The organism is Planococcus sp. ISL-110 (assembly GCF_018613575.1).
Lineage (GTDB): Bacteria > Bacillota > Bacilli > Bacillales_A > Planococcaceae > Planococcus.
Window position 1 is genome coordinate 84,966 of sequence record NZ_JAGGPX010000011.1, and the last position, 22,608, is coordinate 107,573.

Sequence of the window (22,608 nt, forward strand, 5' to 3'; positions counted from 1 at the left end):
TGAAATGAAGTTCGATTTAAACTTCCATAATCTCTTTTTCTTTACCTTTAGCCATTTCGTCGATTTTTGCGATATTATCGTCTGTCAATTTCTGGACGTCATCTGTATAGCCACGCAAGTCGTCAACTGTGATTTCGCTTTTCTTCTCCAGTTTTTTGAACTCGTCATTGGCATCCCGACGGATATTGCGGATTACAACTTTCGCTTCTTCCGCTTCTTTTTTCACTTGCTTCACAAGATCTTTACGGCGCTCTTCCGTTAATGCAGGAACTGCCAACCGGATTACCGAACCATCATTTGACGGGCTCAAGCCCAAATCAGATTTCAGGATAGCTTTTTCGATATCGCCAAGAACCGATTTATCATACGGCTGGATCATGATCAAACGAGCTTCAGGGATGGAAATTCCTGCGACTTGGTTGACCGCTGTTGGAGAACCGTAATAATCGATCGTCAACTTATCCAAAATGGATGGAGTTGCACGCCCAGCACGGATAGAAGATAGGTCACGAGAAAAAGCCTGGATTGCATTGGTCATTTTAGATTTAGTATCATTCATCACTGATTTCGGCATTATATAGTTCTCCTCACTACTGTCCCGATTTTTTCTCCGAGTACAGCCCGTTTTATATTTCCGTTTTCCATAATTGAGAATACTACGAGTGGAATATCATTGTCCATACAAAGTGTGGAAGCTGTCGAGTCCATCACCTGCAAGCCTTGTTGAATCACTTCGAAATAAGAAAGTTCTTCATATTTTACCGCAGTGGAATCCGTCTTCGGATCAGCTGAATAAACACCATCAACATTGTTCTTTGCCATTAAAATGACATCGGCTTCAATTTCGGCTGCGCGCAATGCCGCTGTTGTATCAGTTGAGAAATAAGGATTTCCGGTACCTGCTGCAAAAATGACAACCCGCTTTTTCTCCAGATGGCGAATGGCTCTTCTGCGGATATAAGGCTCAGCGACTTGGCGCATTTCAATGGAAGAAAGAACGCGGGTTTCAACGTCCTGCTTTTCCAAGGAATCCTGTAAAGCCAATGAGTTCATGACTGTTGCCAGCATGCCCATATAATCAGCAGTCGCCCGGTCCATGCCCATCTCAGAACCTACTTTGCCTCTCCAGATATTGCCGCCGCCTACAACGACTGCAACTTCGACTCCAAGTTCAACCACTTCTTTTACCTGGCTTGCTACTGATTTGATAATTTCAGGGGACAGACCGAAACCTTGTCCTCCTGCCATTGCTTCACCACTTAGTTTTAATACAATGCGTTTATATTGCTGAACACTCATCGGTACCCTCCATTACACTTTTATTGAAAAATAGGGAACACATTCTCGTGTTCCCTAAGATAAATCATATGATAAACAATTTTATTTTTTGTTAACCTGGTTCATAACTTCATCAGCAAAGTTGTCTTCACGTTTTTCGATGCCTTCTCCAACTTCGTAACGGATGAATTCTTTAACAGATCCACCTGTAGAAGCTGCAAAATCACGAACTTTTTGGTCTGAGTTCTTAACAAATGCCTGATCAAGCAAGCAGATGTCTTCGAAATATTTGCCAAGGCGGCCTTCAACCATTTTAGCAACGATTTTTTCTGGCTTGCCTTCGTTCAATGCCTGCTCAGTCAAAATCTTGCGCTCGTGCTCCACTTCGTCAGCAGAAACTTCGTCGCGTGATACATATTTAGGGTTCAACGCAGCGATGTGCATAGCGATGTCGCGGGCAGCATCTGAATCCGTAGAGTTTTCAAGAACAACAAGAACCGAAATTCGTCCACCCATGTGAAGGTAAGGACCGAAAGCGTCTGCATCTGTTTTTGTGCGAATTTCAAAGCGGCGCAATGTAATTTTTTCACCAATTTTAGCGATTGCGTTTGAAATGTGGTCTGCAACTGCCAAACCGTTAGACATTGTTGAAGCGTTAGCTTCTTCAACTGAAGCCGGTTTTGTCGCAATCAAGTGCTCGCCCAATTCTTTTACTAATGTTTGGAAGCCTTCGTTTTTCGCAACAAAGTCAGTTTCTGCGTTAACTTCGAAGATGATCGCTTCGTTTTCTTTTACAAGAATTGAAGTCGTTCCTTCAGCTGCAATGCGGTCCGCTTTTTTAGAAGCGCTTGAAAGGCCTTTTTCACGCAAGAAGTCTAAAGCCGCTTCCATATCTCCGTCTGTTTCTACTAAAGCTTTTTTGCAATCCATCATACCTGCGCCTGTTTTTGCACGCAATTCTTTTACCATTTGTGCTGTAACTGCCATGATTAAGTTCCTCCTCTATAGTTGCTATCATTTTCTCAAAAAAAGGTGATAAGAGGGGGTTGGCCGCTTATCACCTGTGTAAATTGCGAATTACTCAGCAGATTCAGCTTGAGTTTCTTCTTCTTCTTCTTCCGGTTTTGACTCAAGCAAAGCATCCGCCATTTTACCAGTTAATAATTTAACTGCGCGAATAGCATCGTCGTTTGCAGGAATAACATAATCGATTTCATCCGGATCACAGTTTGTATCAACGATACCAACGATAGGGATGTTCAATTTCATTGCTTCTGCAACTGCAATGCGTTCTTTACGTGGGTCAACTACGAACATTACGTCCGGTAGTGAACTCATGTCACGGATACCGCCAAGGAATTTAACAAGGCGTTCGTGTTGTTTTTTCAACTGAACAACTTCTTTTTTCGGTAGAACTTCAAAAGTTCCATCTTCTTCCATGCGTTCAATTTGTTTCAAACGGTTCACACGTTTTTGGATTGTCCCGAAGTTTGTAAGTGTTCCACCCAACCAGCGTTGGTTGATGTAATAGTTGCCAGAACGTTCTGCTTCTTCTTTGATAGCGTCCTGAGCTTGTTTCTTCGTACCAACGAAAAGTACTTTACCGCCTTCTTCGCCCACTTGTTTCATGAAGCTATAAGCTTCCTCCAATTTGCGGACTGTTTTTTGAAGATCGATGATGTAGATACCGTTACGTTCCACGAAGATATATTTTTTCATTTTCGGGTTCCAGCGGCGAGTTTGGTGACCGAAGTGGACACCAGCTTCTAACAATTGTTTCATTGAGATTACTGCCATGATTTGTTTCCTCCTGATAGGTTATTTTTTTCCCTCCGCATTTTTCTTCTCTGAACCGTTACCCTGTTGGGCACCTGCGACTCAAATCGAAATGCGTGTGTATTTAACACCATTTCAAATTATACCATGCTATCCATTAAGACCGCAACAACTTTCTTTCACAATAAATCTCCTGACAAATTAAAAATCAATAGTTTTACAGAGGACATGCAACATTGGATATTCCACACTCCAGCTCCCTAAAACCAGTTTTCCTGCTTTATATTTTTTGCTCTATAAGTTGAACTTAAGAATCATCATATTATACACTGCTTCGGCTGCTCAGGGTCTGGCTCCCACTGTGAGCCTGCAAGAACACCTGTCTCAAAGCTCCGCCCAGTCCATGGACGCGCCAGCGCTGAGATAGTTACTTAGCATAATACAAGCTGCTGTTTTCTGTTAACTTACCAGCAGATATGAAGCAAAACAGCGAAGCGACTGAGGAAGTTCGGCGCAGTTGGTTTGCGGACTATTGGCAATGAAAGTTTATTAGTTCAACTTATATAGCTTTAAAATACGAATAGCTGTAGACCAATCATGCCGACTTCGCCGTATAGTCATTTACGTTACGAAACTCTGATTTCTTGCATATAAAAAGGCGCCGGAAAAATTTCCGGCACCTTTTAAAGCTTTCTTAGTTCATTTTCAATTGCTCAAGCTCGGCAAGGAATTTTGTGTTCAATACTTTGATGTATGTCCCTTTCATTCCCAAAGAGCGTGATTCGATAACGCCTGCACTTTCAAGTTTGCGAAGTGCGTTAACGATAACTGAACGCGTAATACCAACACGGTCAGCAATTTTAGAAGCGACCAGCAAGCCTTCGTTGCCGTCAAGTTCTTCAAAGATATGTTCGATAGCTTCAAGTTCGCTGTAAGAAAGTGAAGAAATCGCCATTTGCACGACAGCTTTGCTGCGCGCTTCCTCTTCAATACGGTCACCTTTTTCACGAAGGATTTCCATCCCTACGACAGTAGCGCCATATTCCCCAAGAATCAAATCATCGTCATGGAATTCTGCGTCAACACGTCCAAGAAGCAATGTTCCAAGACGTTCTCCACCGCCATTGATCGGCACGATAGTTGTCAGGCCGTTTTTGAACAATTCGCGTTCTTCCACAGGGAAGATCGTGTGTTCACTGTTAACGTCAAGGTTTTCAGTTGTTTCGGTGATGTTTGAAAGTTTTTGTGTATACTCAAGCGGGAACTGACGCTCTTCCAGCATGCCTTTCATACGCTCGTTCTCAATTTGCTGATTGATTGCGTAACCCAATACTTTACCTTTACGGCTAACGACGAATGCGTTGCATTCAATCACTTCGCTTAAAGTTTCAGCCATGTCTTTAAAGTTTACTTTTTTTCCGCCAGCTGCTTCCAGCATAGAGTTAATTCGTCTTGTTTTTCCTAATAAATTCATTTAAATGAACCTCCTACATAATTCGTACCATGTTTATTCAATATTCTAAAGCTTTTTACTCTTTAATGGAACTAATTCGCCTTGTTTTACAGAATAAATTGTGACAAGTCTTTATTTTTCGCCACGTCCTCGAGTTTCTCATTCACATACTGAGGGGTTACGTCAATTTGTGCCGGAGAAATTTCGGAAGCTTCGAAAGATAAATCTTCTAACAGACGCTCCAGTATTGTATGTAGCCTGCGCGCGCCGATGTTATCTGTGTCCTGATTTACTTGATATGCAATTTCTGCAAGTCTGACTATTGAGGCATCATTGAAGTGTACCACAACTCCCTCAGTTTCGAGAAGGGCTTTATACTGATTTATTAAAGAATGTTTAGGTTCTGTTAAAATTTTGACAAAGTCTTCCACTTCCAGTTTCTGCAATTCTACACGAATCGGGAAACGCCCCTGCAGTTCCGGGATCAGATCAGACGGTTTCGACATATGAAAAGCCCCTGCAGCAACAAACAACACATAATCCGTTTGGACTGCCCCGTATTTGGTGGAGACCGTTGAGCCTTCAACAATCGGCAGAATATCCCGCTGCACACCTTCTCGCGATACATCAGCGGATGAAGAACTGCTCTTGCTGGCTATCTTATCCATTTCGTCGATAAAGATGATGCCGTGCTGTTCAGCTCGGTCAATCGCTTCCAACGCCACTTCTTCATCGTCCACTAATTTCGCAGCCTCTTCAGAAGTTAAAATTCGGCGCGCTTCTTTTACCTGCAAGCGCCGCTTTTTCTTTTTCTTCGGCATCAGGGATGACAAGGCATCTTGCATATTTGCGCCCATTTGTTCCATTCCCGACCCTTGCATGGCGTCAAACATGGATAGTGTATTTTCCACCACTTCCACTGTTATATACTCTTCTTCCAGTTTGCCCGCTTTTAAGTCTGCAGCAATTTCTCTTCTTTTGACTCGAACTTCCACTTCCGCAGTCGGCTCTTCCTCTTCTTGTTCCATCTTCTGGCCAAATAACATTTCCAGTGGGTTTTGATTGGGTTGTTTTTTTCGCATGGATGGAGCCAACAATTTCACGATTCGTTCGTTGGCTGCCGATTCTGCCTGGAATTGGACCGCTTCATATTTTTCATCTTTGACGATCCGCACCGCTGCTTCGACTAAATCGCGCACCATGGATTCAACATCACGGCCCACATATCCTACTTCTGTAAACTTCGTCGCTTCCACTTTGATGAAAGGCGCTCCTGTCAGTTTAGCGATTCGACGGGCGATTTCTGTTTTCCCGACACCAGTTGGCCCGATCATCAGAATGTTTTTCGGAATGACTTCACCGCGCATCTCTTCATCCAGCCGGCTTCTGCGGTAACGGTTGCGCAATGCGATGGCAATCGAACGCTTGGCATCTTTTTGGCCGACGATATAACGGTCCAGGTGGTCAGTAATTTGTCTTGGGGTTAAATCAGATTGATTTCTCATTAGGACAATTCCTCCACTACGATTTGATGATTGGTGTAGACACAAATGTCTGCTGCCGTCTCCAGAGCAGATTGTGCAATTTGTGCAGCCGTCATATTGTCTCCTGCATATTTTTTCAAGGCACGCCCTGCAGCGAGTGCGTAGTTTCCGCCTGAACCGATGGCCAGAATCCCATCGTCAGGTTCAATGACTTCTCCGGTACCCGATACCAGCAACAACTCATCTTTGTTCATAATGATGAGCATGGCTTCCAACTGGCGAAGCATCTTATCTCCCCGCCATTGTTTTGCCAGTTCGACTGCCGCCCGCTGAAGGTTGCCGTTGTACTCCGTCAGCTTTCCTTCGAACATCTCAAATAATGTAAAAGCATCTGCAACAGATCCTGCGAATCCGGTCAAGACCTGTCCGTTGTATAATTTCCGTACTTTTCTTGCGGTATGCTTCATGACGACTGCATTGCCGAATGTAACCTGGCCGTCGCCCGACATGGCACATTTGCCGTTATGTTGAACCGCGAATATAGTGGTTGCATGGAATTGTTCCAATGTAAAATTCTCCTTCCTAAGCTCTCGGGTGTGAATTTAAATAGGTATTTCGTAAATGCTCTTTGGTGACATGCGTATAAATCTGAGTGGAACTTAAATGGGAATGTCCAAGCAATTCCTGGACAGTCCGAATATCAGCTCCATTATTGATCAGGTGAGTTGCAAATGTATGGCGGATCATATGCGGATAAATAGATGAATTGACAGAAGCTTTCTTCATGCACTCGCTCAAGATATGGCGAACGCCCCGATCGGTTACAGTCTCTCCCCGGCTATTCACAAACAGATAATCGTGTTTTTGGTTCTTCATCAGTTTAGGACGCGCATCCTCTATATAATGTTCCAGAGCGTCCTGCGCAAACTGGCCATATGGAATGTAACGCTCTTTCCGCCCTTTTCCCATCACTTTGACAATTTGCATCGTCTGATCCAAGTCGCCCAAGTGAATAGAGACGCATTCACTGACGCGCATACCTGTCGCATATAGCAGTTCCAAAAGCGCTGTATTACGGATTGACAGTTTGTCTTCACCCAGAACCGACTTAAAAAGTTGTGCCAGCTCCTCTTCATAGAAGAATTGTGGCAACCGTTCTTCTTTTTTCGGATGGTACAACGACCTGAATGCGGCCTCGTCCAGATCAAACTCGCGATTGCCATAGCGGAAAAAGGAACGGATCGCAGAAATCTTTCTGGAAACGGTGGTTCGGGATAACTTGGCATCGTATAATTTCGTAACATAGTTTCTAGCATGTATATATTCGACTTCTCTGATATCAGGAACGCCTTCAGCATTCAAAAACAGAAAAAAATCCGCCAAGTCATGTGCATAATGGTGGACGGTGTGTTCCGAATAGTTTTTCTCCAGTTGAATATAGGTCATAAAAGATTCAAGCATCTTCTCTTTCTCCATGTATGCTCCACCTTTCACCAAATACAAAAGCCTCTAAATTATACCAACATTTAGAGGCTTTTATCAATTAAACAGTCACTGTATTCATATAATTTTGAATTGACGCCAATGCTCGGTCTGCGTGTTTTTCTGCACGCTCCTGTTTCGAGCGGATCCGCTCACCAAGATCCGGGAACAAACCGAAGTTGACATTCATCGGCTGGAAATTCTTGCTGTCCGCCTCTGTAATATAACGGGCCATGCTGCCTAAAGCTGTTTCAGCTGGGAATACCAATAATTCTTCACCCAATGCCAATTTTGCTGCATTGATTCCCGCCAACAACCCGCTGCCTGCCGATTCAACGTAGCCTTCGACACCAGTCATTTGGCCAGCGAAGAAAATGTTCTCATCAGCTTTTAACTGGTAGGTTGGCTTTAGCACGCGCGGCGAGTTGATGAACGTGTTGCGGTGCATCACACCGTAACGCACGATTTCCACGTTCTCCAACCCGGGAATCAATTTGAGTACTTCTTTTTGAGGTCCCCATTTCAAATGCGTCTGGAATCCGACGATATTGTAAAGTGTTCCGGCTGCATCATCCTGGCGAAGCTGAACGACGGCGTAAGGAATTTTACCTGTTTTTGGATCTTCCAATCCTACTGGCTTCATCGGCCCAAAAGTTAAAGTTTTCTCACCTCTGGCGGCCATGATTTCAACCGGCATGCAGCCTTCAAAATAGATTTCTTTTTCGAATTCCTTCAACGGCACAACTTCTGCTTCGACAAGTGCGGTATGGAAACGCATGAACTCATCCTCAGTCATTGGACAGTTCAAATAAGCAGCTTCCCCTTTGTCGTAGCGGGATTTTAGATAGACTTTATCCATATCGATGCTGTCTTTTTCTACAATGGGTGCTGCTGCGTCATAAAAGTATAGGTATTCCTCACCTGTTAGTTGGCGCACCTTCTCTGCAAGCGCCGGTGACGTTAACGGCCCGGTTGCAATAATCGTGATGCCTTCCGGAATTTCCGTCACTTCTTCATTGATCACTTCCACGAGTGGATGGTTTCTGACTTTGTCAGTCACAGCCCCTGCGAACTCATGGCGATCCACGGCAAGTGCTCCGCCAGCAGGCACAGATGCACGATCTGCTGAATCGATGATCACTGAATCCAGTTTACGCATTTCCTCTTTGATGACACCGACCGCATTGGTCAGGGAATTGGCACGCAATGAGTTGCTGCAGACCAACTCTGCAAATTTGTCTGTATGGTGGGCAGCTGTCTGCTTTACTGGACGCATTTCGTATAAACGGACGTTGACTCCCCGTTTTGCGATTTGCCATGCTGCTTCACTGCCGGCTAATCCGGCTCCAATTACATTTACATATTTCGTCATTCCAAACACCTCTATATTATTATTGAACTTCTTCTTTGTAGTCACAGCTTGTGCAATTGATTTGAACGCCTTTTTTCACTTTTTTCTCTACCAGCAATTCGTTGCATTTCGGACAAGGACGTTCAATCGGTTTATCCCATGATACGAATTCACATTCCGGATAGCGTTCGCAGCCGTAGAATATACGGCGCTTCTTGCTCTTTCTTTCAACAATCTCGCCTTCTTTACAAGTCGGGCATTTGACGCCGATATGCTTGACGATGGCTTTTGTATTGCGGCATTCCGGGAAATTGCTGCAGGCCATGAATTTGCCATAGCGCCCCAGTTTGTAGACCATCGGCGAACCGCATAATTCACAGTCTTCACCTACAGGCTCATCCTTGATCTGGACTTTCTCCATTTCCTCTTCTGCCACTTCGACATTTTTCTCGAAGTCCAAGTAAAATGCATCGATGATAGAGCGCCAATCAATTTCGCCTTCTTCGACGGTATCCAGATCGTGCTCCATTTTAGCGGTAAATTCGATATTAAGAATATCCGGGAAAAATTCGAGCACCAACTGATGGACAATCTCACCTAATTCGGTTGGAATAAAACGTTTGGCATCCAAAGTGACATATCCACGTTTCTGGATTGTGTCCAGTGTTGGCGCATAAGTGGACGGACGCCCTATTCCAAGCTCTTCGAGTGTCCGTACTAAACGGGCTTCTGTAAAGCGTGGAGGCGGCTGTGTAAAATGCTGATTTGGCGTGACTTCAACCGCTTTCACGATATCGCCTTCATCCATTTCCGGCAATATGTTATCTTTTTCTTCTTTTTGATCATCCGTGCCTTCGATGTAAAGTTTCATGAAGCCTGGAAACTTGACCTGTGAACCGTTTGCACGGAACACCGCTTCACCGTTCTGCAGTTCCGCCATAACGGTATCCAAAACTGCCGGTGACATCTGACTGGCTACAAATCGGTCCCAAATCAGTTTATACAGGCGGTAAAGATCCCTCGAAAGAATGCTCTTCATCGATTCCGGTGTCCGCATCACACTTGTCGGCCGCACCGCTTCGTGGGCATCCTGTGATTTTGCTGATTGCTTCGCAGCTACTTTTTGCGTCACATATTCTTCACCGTAGTTTTCGAGAATAAAATCGACTGTATCCTTTTTCGCCGTATCGGAGATTCGCGTGGAATCTGTTCGCATATATGTGATTAAACCCGTGATGCCTTCTTTTCCTACTGAAATGCCTTCATACAATTGCTGCGCAAGCATCATTGTCTTTTTGGCTCGGAAGTTTAATTTGCGGGCTGCTTCCTGCTGGAGTGAAGAAGTTGTAAAGGAAGGAGATGGATTTCTTTTTCTCTCTTTTTTCACCACACGGTTTACTGTGAAGTCTTTGCCTTTCATCGACGCCATAACAGCTTTGACATCATCTTCATTCTGCAGTTTCATTTTCTCTTTCGTATTGCCGTAGAACTGTGCTTCGAATTTCTTCGTAGCTTTTTCGAATTCTCCGGTGATCGACCAGTATTCTTCCGGTTCAAAACTTTTAATTTCATTTTCCCGATCAATGACCAGTCGAAGGGCTACAGATTGTACACGTCCAGCAGACAATCCCTTTTTAACTTTTTTCCAAAGCAAAGGACTGATGCTGTATCCCACAAGACGATCCAAAATCCGGCGAGCCTGCTGTGCATCAACCAGGTCCATATCAATTTTGCGCGGATGCTTGAATGATTCCTTAATGGCATCCTTGGTGATTTCGTTGAAGACCACACGGCAATCCGAGGTTTGGTCAATGCCGAGTGCGGTGGCCAAATGCCATGCAATCGCTTCACCTTCTCTGTCAGGGTCAGCCGCGAGAAAGACTTTCTTTGCTTTTTTCGCTTCTTTTTTAAGATCCTGTAATATCGGGCCTTTGCCTCTTATTGTAATGTAGCGAGGTTCGTAATTGTTTTCCACGTCCACACCCATTTGACTCCGTGGCAGATCGCGTAAATGTCCAAGTGAAGCACGGACTTTATATTTCTTACCCAAATACCGTTCGATTGTCTTTGCCTTTGCAGGCGACTCAACAATCACTAAAAAATCCGCCATAACTATTTCCTCCTCATAGAGGTTTCTCAAAACTGCTTAAAAGAATTACCTGTTGCAAAATGTATAACAGATTTTGGCTTAATGCAAGGCTTTTCATTTTTTTCATTCTTTCTCTGCTGTCATTTGCTGGTATTCTTCTAACACCTGCCAGCCGTTCCAGACAGGTTTTGCCCCCTCTGAAATTAATTTATGTGGGCCTTCGGATAAAGGTGATCCGATGTCACCCGGAACCGCGAAAATATCTTTTCCATGATCCAGCGCATGTTCGATTGTACTTAATGTTCCGCTTTTCACAAGAGCTTCTGTCACAATGATGCCTCTGGACAAACCACTGATAACGCGGTTTCTCATCGGAAAGTTCCATTTTCGCGGCTCCATATACGGTGGATATTCAGTCAAAACCAAATGTTTTTCTTCTATTATATGGTTTAATGCTGCATTTTCTTTCGGGTAGGGATGCAGAAAACCACTGCCAGTGACGGCGATTGTCCGGCCGCCCAAATCAATCGCTTTTTGATGTGCCATTGCGTCCGCTCCTTTCGCCAGGCCGCTGACTATGACAAAGCCGCTTTCAACCAGTGGCGGAACAATCTTCTGCAAAACTTTTTGCGAATAAGAAGAGGCTTTTCGTGAGCCGATGATGGCCACCTTTTTTGGCTCTGCCAATAAAGCCACATCGCCTTTTGCATATAGGACAGCGGGTGGATCGATCAGTTCCAGTAGGCTTCCAGGGTATAGGGGATGCTGATAAGATATGGGGAGTATCTTATGTTTGGCGTAGGTTTCACTTAAGGGGAATGTCAGGGATTGTCGGTAAGAAGCTTTCAGTTTCGCTGCCTGATCCATTCTTATATTCAAGAGCAGCATCAACTCATAGGGGGATTTTTGTTCGAGTCTTGACAGGTCTGGATCTTCAGCCAGCAGTGGCAATAATTTTTGCAGACTTTTTGGGTAGACATAGTGCAGCGCCAATAAACGCTCCGTGAATTCTTTGTTCATTTTGTTCCTCCTGTTCTATTTTAACTATAAAATAAGCTTTATCGATTAAGATGCAGCTTATCTCCATTTTAATGGGTTTTACTGCTGCCGTAAACATGCAATAAATTGCCACGGTTTGGACATTTTCCAATCCGCCAAACAACCGGACTTCGACCAAGCCTTAAAAATTACTCACCTAACATACAGCACGATTCTTATTGAGATATTTTTTCTTACAACTACAATTTGTCAGCATCGCTTAATTTATTATAATGTTAAACTAGCTGCAGAGGCTCACACTATGAATGGGAGCAGAAGATTTTACTAAGGCTAACTTTCATGTTGGCAAACGCCTTGTTCGATTATTTCTTATCTCATTCCGTTCCTTAAAGTTATTCTATTTCATCGGAAGGCGGTTCCTAGATGCGAGCTGTAAAAACTATTCATCTTATTGCAGTAATACTTTGGTCTATTTCTGCCGTATATCTTGTCTATAAATATGCTTTGAATGCCGGTTATTAGGAACATCCGCTATACATAACTCTGTTTTTTTACCTTGTAATTCTACTAAGTAAAAAAGGGTTGACCAAATTGAAAGTATTCATCTTCTTTTTCTATATTGCATTTGGTATTTGGCTTTTCTTGGATCTATTTTTGCTCATAGTAGAAATGTTTTCGATAAATTAACTCGTTGCCTTTATGAAAAGTTGGTCTGAAAAAATCTTAAATCTATTTTGGCAGTCTTCTGGAAGCACGAAAAAAAGCTCAAAACGTTGGAATTCCAACGTTTTGAGCCTTATTCATGTATTAATGGGTTTTACACTTGTCGTATAGCCCTTTTTCTCTGATAACTTTGATCAAAGTTTCTCCGATAACAGATGGAGTGTCTGCAACTTCGATGCCTGCTTCGTTCATTGCTTTGATTTTATCAGCAGCTGTTCCTTTACCACCGGAAATGATCGCACCGGCATGGCCCATACGTTTTCCTTCAGGTGCAGTTTGTCCACCGATAAATCCTACTACAGGTTTCGTCATGTTCGCTTTAACCCACTCAGCAGCTTCTTCTTCAGCTGTTCCGCCGATTTCACCGATCATTACGACTGCGTAAGTATCTTTATCTTCGTTGAATTCCTTCAATACGTCGATAAAGTTTGTGCCGTTTACTGGGTCTCCACCGATGCCGACAGCTGTCGACTGGCCAATTCCCTCTTCAGACAATTGATGAGTCGCTTCATACGTCAATGTACCTGAACGTGAAACAACGCCAACATGTCCTTTTTTATGAATGTATCCAGGCATGATGCCGATTTTACATTCATCCGGAGTGATTACGCCCGGGCAGTTTGGTCCAACAAGACGTGTTTTCTTGCCTTCCATGTAACGCTTCACTTTGACCATATCCAATACAGGAATGTGCTCAGTGATGCAGATAGCCATATCAAGCTCAGCTTCAACAGCTTCAAGAATTGCGTCAGCCGCGAAAGGTGCCGGTACGTAAATTACAGATACGTTTGCTCCTGTAGCTTTTACTGCATCTTCCACAGTATTGAAGACAGGTACGCCTTCAGCTTCAGTTCCGCCTTTACCTGGTGTTACACCCGCAACGATTTTCGTTCCGTATTCAAGCATTTGCTTTGTATGGAAAAGGGCAGTTGACCCTGTAATTCCCTGTACAAGCACTTTTGTGTCTTTGTTAATGTATACACTCATTTTTGTCCCTGCCCTTCTTTAGCCTACAAGTTCTACGATCTGTTTAGCGCCGTCTGCCATCGTACCGGCAGCCACAATATTAAGACCTGATTCATTAAGCAGTTTTTTACCGATTTCTACATTGGTTCCTTCAAGACGGACTACAAGCGGTACATCGAGGCTTACTTCTTTCGCAGCCTGGATTACGCCTTCCGCAATGATGTCACACTTCATGATACCGCCGAAAATGTTAACGAAGATTCCTTTTACATTCTTATCAGAAAGAATGATCTTGAAAGCTTCCGTTACTTTCTCAGCGGTAGCACCGCCCCCAACGTCAAGGAAGTTAGCGGGTGTTCCGCCGTAGTAGTTGATCGTATCCATCGTTGCCATAGCAAGTCCGGCGCCGTTAACCATACAGCCGATGTTCCCATCCAAAGAAATGTAGCTCAAGTCATACTTGGAAGCTTCGATTTCTTTTGCATCCTCTTCGTCGAAATCACGAAGTTCCACAATGTCTTTGTGGCGGTAAAGAGCGTTTTCATCGAAATCGAATTTTGCATCAAGCGCTAGAATATTGCCGTCGCCAGTTTCAACCAACGGATTGATTTCAACGATTGAAGCGTCTTTTTCGATGAATACAGTGTAAAGGCCAAGCATGAATTTTGCTGCTTTGTTTACAAGCTTAGGCGGAATGTTCATGTTGAAAGCCATACGGCGTGCCTGGAAACCAGTCAAACCGATCACTGGATCGATAATTTCCTTGAAGATTTTTTCAGGATTGTTTTCAGAAACTTCCTCGATATCAACTCCGCCTTCTTCAGAACCCATAAGAGTGACGCGTGAAGTTTGGCGGTCAAGCACCAATCCGATATAATATTCCTTTTTGATATCAGATCCTTCTTCGATCAACAAGCGTTTGATTTCTTTGCCTTCTGGACCTGTCTGGTGAGTCACAAGAACTTTGCCTAATAGTTCTTTGGCGTATGCACGGACTTCATCCAGGTTTTTAGCGATTTTAACACCGCCGGCCTTGCCTCGTCCACCTGCGTGGATTTGTGCTTTTACCACGACAATATCCGTACTCAGTTCTTTAGCTGCCTTTACTGCTTCTTCCGGAGAAAAAGCAACGGTGCCGTAAGAAACTGCTACGCCATATTGTCTGAGGAGTTCTTTCCCTTGATATTCATGGATATTCATCTGTCATCCTCCAATCAAACATCTCTATCGTAATTTTATTACCTCTACCATTGTATTAAAGTTGTCATAAAATGTCCACCGTTGATAGCTGTTCCGAGAAAACTTCACTTGCTTAAAACAGTGAATTTTGCGTCAAAAGAGATTTGACCGGTTCGAATGTTGTCCGGTGAATTTCGCAAGGGCCGTATTTTTCAAGCGCTGCGACATGTTCTTTCGTTCCGTAGCCGGCATGCTTGTCGAAACCATATTGCGGATACTCAATGGCATATTCAGCCATAATGGCATCTCTTCCTGTCTTTGCCAAAATTGAAGCTGCAGCAATGCTTAAACTCTTGGCATCACCTTTAATGATGGACTCACACGCCATCGGCAACTTCAGCATCATGGCGTCAGCCAGCACGATGGAAGGCTCTGGAGACAACGACAACGCGGCTTCTGTCATGGAGCTTCTTGTCGCCTGGTAGATATTCAAACGATCTATTTCTTCAGGGGGCTGGACATGAACTGCATAACTAACAGCAATCTGCTTGATGATTTCGGCAAACTGATCACGTTTCGCTTTGCTCAATTGCTTCGAATCGTCCAATCCGACAAGGCTCGAGCAATCCTCCGGCAAAATCACTGCGGCAGTAACGACCGGACCGGCAAGCGGCCCCCTGCCCGCTTCATCGATGCCGGCCACAAAATCGCCTTTGCCGGTTCTGAATTCAGCATCAAATTGCAGCTTCAGGCCATGGTTCTGAAGCTGCTTGTCACGCAACCCCTGTTTTCGCTTCCAGGATGCCAATAAAGTCTGGACACTTTTTCGTGAGTCGCTCTTCAGCGCATCCATCCACGGCTGCCATTCCGTCACCCCATCTAGTTTTTCTTTTATCTGAGCGGTTGTTTCCATCTTTTCAACTTCTTTCTTTTATGACCTCTTTAAAATAATAATGATTTTGTAAACTAGACTTTCCAATTAGAGCAGTCATCTTTGTTTGAACCAAAGCAGACGATAAATAGTTTATCCACTATCGACCCTATCAAAAAAGCTGTTCCTCAAAATCGAGGAACAGCTGGTTATGGGACAGGGCGAACCTTTACGCCTCTTCTTCCACAATCATTTCATCTCTGTAATCGAATGTCACTTTGCCGAGATACTGGTTCCGGATATCCCGGACAATCACTTCTGCGGTCGTTTCATAGTCGACTTCGCCATGCTGGTCATAACAACCGCGCTTTTTACCAATATGGTCAAAGGTATTGACTATTTCTTCGTCAACATGATCAATGCCATAACGTTCCATCATGCGTTCTGGATAGCGTTCTTCCAGGAATTTCAGGGAATAGATGGCCAACTCCTGCATTTGGATGACCGAATCCTTGATCGCTCCCGTTACCGCTAGTTTCAATCCGGTTTCCGGGTCTTCAAACTTCGGCCATAAAATACCTGGCGTATCCAATAATTCAATTTCTTTGCCGACTTTGATCCATTGCTGCGCTTTCGTGACACCTGGCATGTTACCGGTCTTGGCCAGGCTCTTTTTCGATAAGCGGTTGATGAGGGTCGACTTCCCGACGTTTGGGATGCCGACAATCATAGCGCGAATGGCACGGGGGTTGATGCCTTTGGCAATCATCCGATCCCATTTGTCTGTCAGTATTTCTTTTGATACTTTTGTCACCAGCTGTAGCCCTCTGCCTTCAAGCGAATTGATGGCTACTGCCCGGGTACCTTGATCCTCGAAATAACGAATCCATTTTTTCGTTTCAACTTCATCGGCCATGTCCATTTTGTTTAAAATAATGAGACGCGGTTTTTGCTGAATCACTTGATCGATCATCGGATTCCGTGAAGATAAAGGTAACCTGGCGTCAACAAGTTCAAAAATGATATCCACCAATTTCAGCTTTTCGGTAACTTGTCTCCGTGCTTTTGCCATGTGTCCAGGAAACCATTGTATCGTCATAAAACCACTCCTTATTTTACAATTCCCGCTTCAGGCAATGGCCAGAAAACGAAACTTGTGTCCCCGATCACTTCTTCGGTCGGGACCAATCCGATATGGCGGCTGTCTTTGCTGGCACGGCGATTATCGCCCATTACAAAAACAGAGCCATCCGGTACGATTCTTTCACCGGTTACATCCTCCAGAACAAAGTCCTCTGTCAGGGTACCGGTGATTCCTTGCTTATAAATATCCAGGTAAGGCTCTTCCACTGCTTCTCCATTTATATATAACTGGTCGTCTTCATAGGCTACGTGATCACCCGGCAAGCCGATGATGCGCTTGATATAATCTTTTTGTTCAGGCGCATGAAAAACAATGATGTCAAATCGATCAGGTTCTCCGACTGTATAACCGATTTTGTTGACGATCATGCGATCCCCATGCTCCAAAGTCGGCATCATCGATTCTCCATCTACGACAATCGGCGTGAATAAAAAGAAACGGATAATTGCAGCCAAACCGAAGGCGATCAACAAAGCTTTAGACCATTCCCACATCTCATTCTTCTTTTTCACTTCAGTCTCCATGCGCGTTCCTCCCCATGCTTGCTGGCTTAATTGTACAAGGAATCAAACTTTTTAGCAAAAAGAAAGAGGGCGCAAGCGCCCTCTCTCATTAATGCGATCTTATCGAATTTCTTTGATACGAGCTGCTTTACCGCGTAGGTCACGCAAGTAGTACAATTTCGCACGGCGAACTTTACCACGACGGGTAACTTCAAGCTGTGCAATTTTTGGTGTGTGTACAGGGAATGTACGCTCAACACCAACACCGTAAGAGATTTTGCGAACAGTGAATGATTCACTGATTCCGCCTCCGCGACGGCCGATTACGACTCCTTCGTATACCTGAACACGTTCGCGTGTACCCTCGACAACTTTAACGTGGACGCGGACAGTGTCTCCAGGACGGAACTTTGGAAGATCCGTACGAAGCTGTTCTTTAGTGATTTCTGTAATAATGTTTTGCATTATTTTTCTCTCCTTCTACAGACGCTCTTACACCCAAATAGACTGTTGCAGCGGAACATCGTGATCCTGTACTTTACATAAAAGTACAGTGTCCATAATACCATTGATCAGTTGTGTGCGCAAGAGCAACCTGCGTTCTATTTTTTTTCTTTCAAATGGGCAATTGTTTTTTTCTGATGGTCGCTCAAGTCGATTTTATCGAGCAGATCCGGTCGCCGCTCGAGCGTCCGTTTCAAGGTCTGTTCCTCGCGCCATTGATCGACTTTTCCATGATTGCCGGAAGTTAGGACATCCGGCACCTTCCAGCCTCTAAAATCAGCCGGACGCGTGTACTGCGGGTGTTCAAGGAGTCCGGTGGAGAACGAATCACGAACTGGTGAGTCGGCGTTGCCAAGGACCCCTGGAAGCAGTCTGACGACACTGTCAATGACGGTCATGGCTGCCAGCTCTCCTCCGGTCAGCACAAAATCTCCAATGGATATCTCATCCGTCACCAAATGCTCACGGATCCGTTCATCGTAGCCTTCATAATGGCCACAGATAAATACCAGTTCCTTTTCAGCTGCAAGCTCTTCCGCTTTTTGCTGCGTAAAACGCTCTCCTTGCGGACACATCAAGATGACGCGAGGCTTGCTGTCTTGGATCAAGCTTTCTACGGCATTGAAAATCGGTTCCGGTTTTAGCACCATGCCGGCACCTCCGCCGAATGGATAATCATCCACCTGCCGCTTATTGTCGGCAAATTCCCGGATATCCACAACATTCAGGCTGACTGCACCTTTTTCTTGTGCTTTTTTCATGATTGAGTGCTGAAAAACACCCTCAAACATTGGCGGGAACAGCGACAGGACATTTATGTTCATCAAGACAACAAACCTTCCATCACTTCGATGACCACTTTCTTTTCATCTATGTCGATTTCTTTGACGATGTCTTCAATATATGGAATGTAATGCTTCTTCCCGGTTTTGGGTGTAACTTCCCAGACATCATTGGCGCCCGTCTCCAAAATCTCACTGATGGTCCCAAGCTCCTGTCCTTCGGTTGAAAAGACTGTACATCCAAGAATTTCATGATGGTAGAACGCATTGTCCTCCAGTTCAGTCAAGTCATGTTCAGCAATCTTCAAATAGGACTCTTTGAATGGCTCTACGTCACTGATGTTCGGATAACCTTCAAAAGTCAGCAACTCGAAGTTTTTATGTTGGCGATGGCTGGCGATTTTCACCATGATCGGCTTTTTCGCATCCGGTGTGAAAAGGCCAAGCTTTACACCTACAGCAAATCGTTCTTCCGGAAAATCGGTACGTGACAAGACGCGCACTTCACCCCGGATTCCGTGGGTATTGACAATTTTTCCTACATTAAACCATTGCACAAGCAAACATCCTTCCACTGCTATTTTTCTGAAAAAAAAAGAAGGAACCTAGGCTCCTTCTTCTTCCTTAATCCACAATATCGAGGTAAGTTTTCTTCTTATGATAACCGCCTGCTGCTGAGTACACAATTGAACGAATAGCTTTCGCTACACGCCCCTGCTTCCCGATCACTTTCCCTGTATCTTCTGGATGCACGGAAAGCTTGTAGACAATACGGCTTGCGTTTTCGTCGGTTTCGACACGAACTTCTTCCGGATAATCAACTAACGGTTTCACAATGGTCTCGATCAGCTGCTTCATAAGAAAATCTCCCTTACTTGTTTAGTTTTTCGTTATGGAATTTCTCCATAATGCCTTTTTGAGAAAACAAGTTGCGTACAGTGTCAGATGGTTTTGCACCATCATGAAGCCATTTCAACACTAATTCTTCGTCGATTTTAACTTCAGCTGGAACTGTCAGCGGGTTGTAAGTACCTACTGTCTTGATTTGACGGCCGTCACGTGGAGCACGTGAGTCAGCTACTACAATACGGTAAAAAGGAGATTTTTTTGCTCCCATACGTTTCAAGCGAATTTTTACTGCCATTTCTTAAAGCACCTCCGAATAGTTTCACACAAGATATTATATTAGCAAGCTTTAAATAGTTTGTAAAGTATTTTTTCTTAACACCTTAAAATTTTACTTGAAAAGTGAGTCCAGGCCTGGCATCCCCATTTTCTTTTTGCCTTTTTTCGTGTTCATGCCGGACATTTGCTTCATCATTTTTTTCATGTCCTCGAACTGTTTCAAGAGTCGGTTGACGTCCTGAATGCTCGTTCCAGAACCTTTGGCAATCCGCTTTTTGCGGTTTGCATTGATGATTTCAGGGGTGGTTTTTTCTTTTTTCGTCATGGAATAGATAATGGCTTCCACGCGATCCATTTGGCCCTCATCCACTTTTGCGTTTTCAAGTCCTTTGATTTTATTGGCGCCCGGGAGCATTTTCAGAATTTCATCCAATGGGCCCATCTGTTTGACCTGTGACATCTGTTCAAGGAAATCATCAAAAGTAAATGTCGAGGTTCTGAACTTTTCTTCCAGTTCTTTCGCTTTTTCTTCATCGACGCTCGACTGCGCTTTTTCAATCAGCGACATCATATCGCCCATGCCGAGAATCCGTGACGCCATGCGTTCCGGATGGAAAGCTTCAAGTGCATCCAATTTTTCGCCCATCCCGACAAATTTAATCGGTTTTTGGGTAACGGTACGGATCGACAGGGCTGCACCGCCTCGTGTATCGCCATCAAGCTTCGTCAGAACGACGCCTGTAATGCCGATGGCTTCATCGAAGTTCTGAGCTACGTTGACCGCATCCTGGCCTGTCATGGAATCAACCACAAGGAATATTTCATCCGGCTCTTTGAGGGCGCGGATATCCTTCAATTCCTGCATCAATGCCTCATCGACGTGCAGGCGGCCTGCGGTATCGATGATGACCGTATCCAAATGCTCAGTCTTTGCATGCTCAATCGCCTGCCGTGCAATTTCCACAGGAGACATATCTGTCCCTTTGGAAAAAACCGGCAGGGACAGCTGCTTGCCAATCGTTTCAAGCTGTTGAATAGCTGCCGGACGGTATACGTCGGCCGCCACCAATAACGGCTTGCGGTTGTGTTTTCTGCGCAGCAGGTTGGCAAGTTTCCCCGAAGTGGTCGTTTTACCGGCACCTTGCAGACCGACCATCATAATGACCGTCGGCTGCTTTGAGGAAAACTCGATTTTCCGCTCTTCGCCGCCCATCAATTCAGTCAGCTCATCTTTAACGATTTTAACGACCTGCTGGCCTGGTGTCAGGCTGTCCATGACATCCTGGCCAATTGCCCGTTCGCTGACTTTCTTGACAAATTCCTTGACGACTTTCAAGTTGACATCCGCTTCGATTAAGGCAAAACGAACTTCGCGCATCATTTCCTTAACGTCTGCTTCGTTGACTTTTCCTTTGCCCTTGATCTTTGTCATGGTGCCTTGCAGGCGTTCGGATAATCCTTCAAATGCCATTCTTTCCGCCTCCTAGTCCCATTCCTTCAGTTCGCCCAAAAATTGCTGGACATTCTCTTCTGTGAATGGCTGTTTTTCAAATGACGAAACCAATTGCTGCCGTTTCTGGAATTTCTCAAACAGCTGCAATTTGCGTTCATATTCTTCCAGCATCGCTTCCGTCCGGCGGATATTGTCATAAACCGCCTGGCGGGTGATGTTATATTCTTCAGCAATTTCGCCCAGTGAATGGTCATCTAAATAATACAGCATCATATAGCTCCGCTGTTTAGGTGTCAGTAGCTCCTGATAGAAATCAAACAAATAATTCATGCGTGTTGTTTTTTCCAGTCCCATCATTGACGCTCACCCCACTCATTCTCTGCTTAGAATACTGAAAACAGCTAAAGCTGTCAAGTAATTTTACTTGTCTGCTTCAGCATCTTCCAATTGCTGTTCTTTATCCAAGCCTTCAGCAAATAAACCATAAACATATTTTTGTGCATCGAATGGCTGCAAGTCATCCAGTTTTTCGCCAAGTCCGACAAATTTCACGGGAATCTTCAACTTATTGCGAATCGCCAGAACGATGCCGCCTTTTGCCGTTCCGTCTAATTTCGTCAGGACAATCCCTGTGACGTCTGTGACTTCTTTAAATGTTTGTGCCTGTAACATGGCATTTTGTCCGGTTGTCGCATCAAGAGCCAGCAGAACCTCATGCGGCGCCCCTGGAATTTCGCGTGAAATGACACGGTGCACCTTCTGCAATTCATTCATCAAATTGACTTTGTTTTGCAGGCGTCCTGCTGTATCGCAGATCAGCACATCCACTCCGCGGGATTTGGCCGAACGGACAGCGTCGTACATGACCGCAGCCGGATCTGAGCCCTCGCTTTGCTTGATGACGTCAACGCCTACGCGCTGGCCCCAGACATCCAATTGCTCGATTGCTCCGGCACGGAATGTATCGCCAGCAGCCAGCATGACGGTTTTGCCTTCGTTCTTGAAACGGTGAGCCAATTTTCCGATAGTTGTTGTTTTGCCGACACCGTTGACGCCAACCATCAAAATTACCGTCAGTCCGTCTACAAAATTGATTTCATTTGTTTCAGCTTCGCCTGCCTGGTAAATATCCACCAATTTTTCTGAAATGACAGACTGGACGTTGGAAGTGTCCCGTACATTTTTCCGCTGCACCTCATAGCGCAGTTCATCCATCAATTCAATGACCGTTTCAAAGCCAACATCCGCCTGCAGCAGGATTTCTTCCAATTCCTCGAAAAAATCTTCATCGACCTTGCGGTATTTCGCTACCAGATCATTGATCTTCGATGTAAAGCCGGTACGGGTTTTGGTTAATCCCTCTTTGTATTTTTCAGTTGATTCTTCAGCCTCGGCGTTTCCGGCAAATTTATCTTTTAATTTTTTAAAGAAACTCACGTGACCACT

General features: G+C 44.5%; 24 protein-coding genes. All 24 read right to left on the bottom strand.

What is annotated here, in order from left to right; translation table 11 throughout:
• Window positions 1-16: 16 nt before the first annotated feature.
• The 24 genes from frr to ftsY all read right to left on the bottom strand — a co-directional run bounded on the left by frr (window position 17) and on the right by ftsY (window position 22,599).
• Window positions 17-574 (bottom strand): ribosome recycling factor, encoded by a 558-nt coding sequence (gene frr / locus J7I83_RS06260; RefSeq protein ID WP_215099837.1) that lies wholly within the window; start codon window positions 572-574, stop codon window positions 17-19.
• Entirely contained in the window at window positions 574-1,299 is a 726-nt protein-coding gene (gene pyrH / locus J7I83_RS06265) for a UMP kinase (RefSeq protein WP_006828253.1), read from the bottom strand. The genes frr and pyrH overlap by 1 nt, the downstream gene beginning before the upstream one ends.
• Window positions 1,300-1,380: 81 nt before the next feature.
• Complete coding sequence (gene tsf / locus J7I83_RS06270) at window positions 1,381-2,265, bottom strand: translation elongation factor Ts (RefSeq protein WP_215099838.1); 885 nt, start codon at window positions 2,263-2,265, stop codon at window positions 1,381-1,383.
• 90 nt (window positions 2,266-2,355) lie between these two features.
• On the bottom strand, window positions 2,356-3,075 hold the full coding sequence (gene rpsB, locus J7I83_RS06275) for a 30S ribosomal protein S2 (RefSeq protein ID WP_215099839.1): 720 nt from the start codon (window positions 3,073-3,075) through the stop codon (window positions 2,356-2,358).
• A 673-nt stretch (window positions 3,076-3,748) separates the two neighbouring features.
• Entirely contained in the window at window positions 3,749-4,528 is a 780-nt protein-coding gene (codY, locus tag J7I83_RS06280) for a GTP-sensing pleiotropic transcriptional regulator CodY (protein ID WP_146556604.1), read from the bottom strand.
• 86 nt (window positions 4,529-4,614) lie between these two features.
• Window positions 4,615-6,012, bottom strand: a complete 1,398-nt coding sequence (gene hslU / locus J7I83_RS06285) for an ATP-dependent protease ATPase subunit HslU (RefSeq protein WP_215099840.1) — start codon at window positions 6,010-6,012, stop codon at window positions 4,615-4,617.
• Window positions 6,012-6,557 (bottom strand): ATP-dependent protease subunit HslV, encoded by a 546-nt coding sequence (gene hslV, locus J7I83_RS06290; RefSeq protein WP_215099841.1) that lies wholly within the window; start codon window positions 6,555-6,557, stop codon window positions 6,012-6,014. The genes hslU and hslV overlap by 1 nt, the downstream gene beginning before the upstream one ends.
• 16 nt (window positions 6,558-6,573) lie before the next feature.
• Window positions 6,574-7,467 (bottom strand): tyrosine recombinase XerC, encoded by an 894-nt coding sequence (xerC, locus tag J7I83_RS06295; RefSeq protein WP_215099842.1) that lies wholly within the window; start codon window positions 7,465-7,467, stop codon window positions 6,574-6,576.
• A gap of 67 nt (window positions 7,468-7,534) precedes the next feature.
• Window positions 7,535-8,845 carry an FADH(2)-oxidizing methylenetetrahydrofolate--tRNA-(uracil(54)-C(5))-methyltransferase TrmFO gene (trmFO, locus tag J7I83_RS06300; protein WP_215099843.1) on the bottom strand — a complete coding sequence of 437 codons (1,311 nt, stop codon included), beginning with the start codon at window positions 8,843-8,845 and terminating at the stop codon, window positions 7,535-7,537.
• A gap of 19 nt (window positions 8,846-8,864) precedes the next feature.
• Window positions 8,865-10,934, bottom strand: a complete 2,070-nt coding sequence (topA, locus tag J7I83_RS06305) for a type I DNA topoisomerase (protein WP_215099844.1) — start codon at window positions 10,932-10,934, stop codon at window positions 8,865-8,867.
• Window positions 10,935-11,036: 102 nt separating this feature from the next.
• Entirely contained in the window at window positions 11,037-11,933 is an 897-nt protein-coding gene (dprA, locus tag J7I83_RS06310) for a DNA-processing protein DprA (RefSeq protein ID WP_215099845.1), read from the bottom strand.
• A 786-nt stretch (window positions 11,934-12,719) separates the two neighbouring features.
• Window positions 12,720-13,622: a succinate--CoA ligase subunit alpha gene (gene sucD, locus J7I83_RS06315; RefSeq protein ID WP_215099846.1), complete on the bottom strand. Its 903-nt coding sequence runs from the start codon at window positions 13,620-13,622 to the stop codon at window positions 12,720-12,722.
• A gap of 18 nt (window positions 13,623-13,640) precedes the next feature.
• Window positions 13,641-14,801, bottom strand: a complete 1,161-nt coding sequence (gene sucC / locus J7I83_RS06320; protein ID WP_215099847.1) for an ADP-forming succinate--CoA ligase subunit beta — start codon at window positions 14,799-14,801, stop codon at window positions 13,641-13,643.
• Window positions 14,802-14,913: 112 nt separating this feature from the next.
• Window positions 14,914-15,693: a ribonuclease HII gene (locus tag J7I83_RS06325; protein ID WP_215099848.1), complete on the bottom strand. Its 780-nt coding sequence runs from the start codon at window positions 15,691-15,693 to the stop codon at window positions 14,914-14,916.
• A gap of 187 nt (window positions 15,694-15,880) precedes the next feature.
• Window positions 15,881-16,750, bottom strand: a complete 870-nt coding sequence (ylqF, locus tag J7I83_RS06330; RefSeq protein ID WP_215099849.1) for a ribosome biogenesis GTPase YlqF — start codon at window positions 16,748-16,750, stop codon at window positions 15,881-15,883.
• Window positions 16,751-16,761: 11 nt separating this feature from the next.
• Entirely contained in the window at window positions 16,762-17,319 is a 558-nt protein-coding gene (lepB, locus tag J7I83_RS06335; RefSeq protein ID WP_215099850.1) for a signal peptidase I, read from the bottom strand.
• A gap of 99 nt (window positions 17,320-17,418) precedes the next feature.
• The gene (rplS, locus tag J7I83_RS06340; RefSeq protein ID WP_215099851.1) at window positions 17,419-17,763 is read right to left on the bottom strand and encodes a 50S ribosomal protein L19; all 345 of its coding nucleotides are present in this window, start codon (window positions 17,761-17,763) and stop codon (window positions 17,419-17,421) included.
• A gap of 137 nt (window positions 17,764-17,900) precedes the next feature.
• Window positions 17,901-18,626, bottom strand: a complete 726-nt coding sequence (gene trmD, locus J7I83_RS06345; protein WP_215100111.1) for a tRNA (guanosine(37)-N1)-methyltransferase TrmD — start codon at window positions 18,624-18,626, stop codon at window positions 17,901-17,903.
• Entirely contained in the window at window positions 18,626-19,141 is a 516-nt protein-coding gene (gene rimM / locus J7I83_RS06350; RefSeq protein ID WP_215099852.1) for a ribosome maturation factor RimM, read from the bottom strand. Before rimM ends, trmD begins: the two co-directional genes overlap by 1 nt.
• Window positions 19,142-19,208: 67 nt before the next feature.
• Complete coding sequence (locus J7I83_RS06355; protein ID WP_215099853.1) at window positions 19,209-19,442, bottom strand: KH domain-containing protein; 234 nt, start codon at window positions 19,440-19,442, stop codon at window positions 19,209-19,211.
• A 13-nt stretch (window positions 19,443-19,455) separates the two neighbouring features.
• Window positions 19,456-19,728: a 30S ribosomal protein S16 gene (gene rpsP, locus J7I83_RS06360; protein ID WP_215099854.1), complete on the bottom strand. Its 273-nt coding sequence runs from the start codon at window positions 19,726-19,728 to the stop codon at window positions 19,456-19,458.
• 93 nt (window positions 19,729-19,821) lie between these two features.
• Window positions 19,822-21,180, bottom strand: a complete 1,359-nt coding sequence (gene ffh / locus J7I83_RS06365; RefSeq protein ID WP_215099855.1) for a signal recognition particle protein — start codon at window positions 21,178-21,180, stop codon at window positions 19,822-19,824.
• A 12-nt stretch (window positions 21,181-21,192) separates the two neighbouring features.
• Window positions 21,193-21,516 carry a putative DNA-binding protein gene (locus J7I83_RS06370; protein WP_215100112.1) on the bottom strand — a complete coding sequence of 108 codons (324 nt, stop codon included), beginning with the start codon at window positions 21,514-21,516 and terminating at the stop codon, window positions 21,193-21,195.
• A 66-nt stretch (window positions 21,517-21,582) separates the two neighbouring features.
• Entirely contained in the window at window positions 21,583-22,599 is a 1,017-nt protein-coding gene (gene ftsY / locus J7I83_RS06375) for a signal recognition particle-docking protein FtsY (protein WP_215099856.1), read from the bottom strand.
• Window positions 22,600-22,608: the final 9 nt, after the last annotated feature.

Bases quoted from the DNA above. Each gene is read 5' to 3' on its own strand.
- frr (WP_215099837.1), bottom strand. From the start codon at position 574: ATGCCGAAATCAGTGATGAATGATACTAAATCTAAAATGACCAATGCA.
- pyrH (WP_006828253.1), bottom strand. From the start codon at position 1,299: ATGAGTGTTCAGCAATATAAACGCATTGTATTAAAACTAAGTGGTGAA.
- tsf (WP_215099838.1), bottom strand. From the start codon at position 2,265: ATGGCAGTTACAGCACAAATGGTAAAAGAATTGCGTGCAAAAACAGGC.
- rpsB (WP_215099839.1), bottom strand. From the start codon at position 3,075: ATGGCAGTAATCTCAATGAAACAATTGTTAGAAGCTGGTGTCCACTTC.
- codY (WP_146556604.1), bottom strand. From the start codon at position 4,528: ATGAATTTATTAGGAAAAACAAGACGAATTAACTCTATGCTGGAAGCA.
- hslU (WP_215099840.1), bottom strand. From the start codon at position 6,012: ATGAGAAATCAATCTGATTTAACCCCAAGACAAATTACTGACCACCTG.
- xerC (WP_215099842.1), bottom strand. From the start codon at position 7,467: ATGGAGAAAGAGAAGATGCTTGAATCTTTTATGACCTATATTCAACTG.
- trmFO (WP_215099843.1), bottom strand. From the start codon at position 8,845: ATGACGAAATATGTAAATGTAATTGGAGCCGGATTAGCCGGCAGTGAA.
- topA (WP_215099844.1), bottom strand. From the start codon at position 10,934: ATGGCGGATTTTTTAGTGATTGTTGAGTCGCCTGCAAAGGCAAAGACA.
- dprA (WP_215099845.1), bottom strand. From the start codon at position 11,933: ATGAACAAAGAATTCACGGAGCGTTTATTGGCGCTGCACTATGTCTAC.
- sucD (WP_215099846.1), bottom strand. From the start codon at position 13,622: ATGAGTGTATACATTAACAAAGACACAAAAGTGCTTGTACAGGGAATT.
- sucC (WP_215099847.1), bottom strand. From the start codon at position 14,801: ATGAATATCCATGAATATCAAGGGAAAGAACTCCTCAGACAATATGGC.
- J7I83_RS06325 (WP_215099848.1), bottom strand. From the start codon at position 15,693: ATGGAAACAACCGCTCAGATAAAAGAAAAACTAGATGGGGTGACGGAA.
- ylqF (WP_215099849.1), bottom strand. From the start codon at position 16,750: ATGACGATACAATGGTTTCCTGGACACATGGCAAAAGCACGGAGACAA.
- lepB (WP_215099850.1), bottom strand. From the start codon at position 17,319: ATGGAGACTGAAGTGAAAAAGAAGAATGAGATGTGGGAATGGTCTAAA.
- rplS (WP_215099851.1), bottom strand. From the start codon at position 17,763: ATGCAAAACATTATTACAGAAATCACTAAAGAACAGCTTCGTACGGAT.
- trmD (WP_215100111.1), bottom strand. From the start codon at position 18,626: ATGAACATAAATGTCCTGTCGCTGTTCCCGCCAATGTTTGAGGGTGTT.
- J7I83_RS06355 (WP_215099853.1), bottom strand. From the start codon at position 19,442: ATGAAGCAGCTGATCGAGACCATTGTGAAACCGTTAGTTGATTATCCG.
- rpsP (WP_215099854.1), bottom strand. From the start codon at position 19,728: ATGGCAGTAAAAATTCGCTTGAAACGTATGGGAGCAAAAAAATCTCCT.
- ffh (WP_215099855.1), bottom strand. From the start codon at position 21,180: ATGGCATTTGAAGGATTATCCGAACGCCTGCAAGGCACCATGACAAAG.
- J7I83_RS06370 (WP_215100112.1), bottom strand. From the start codon at position 21,516: ATGGGACTGGAAAAAACAACACGCATGAATTATTTGTTTGATTTCTAT.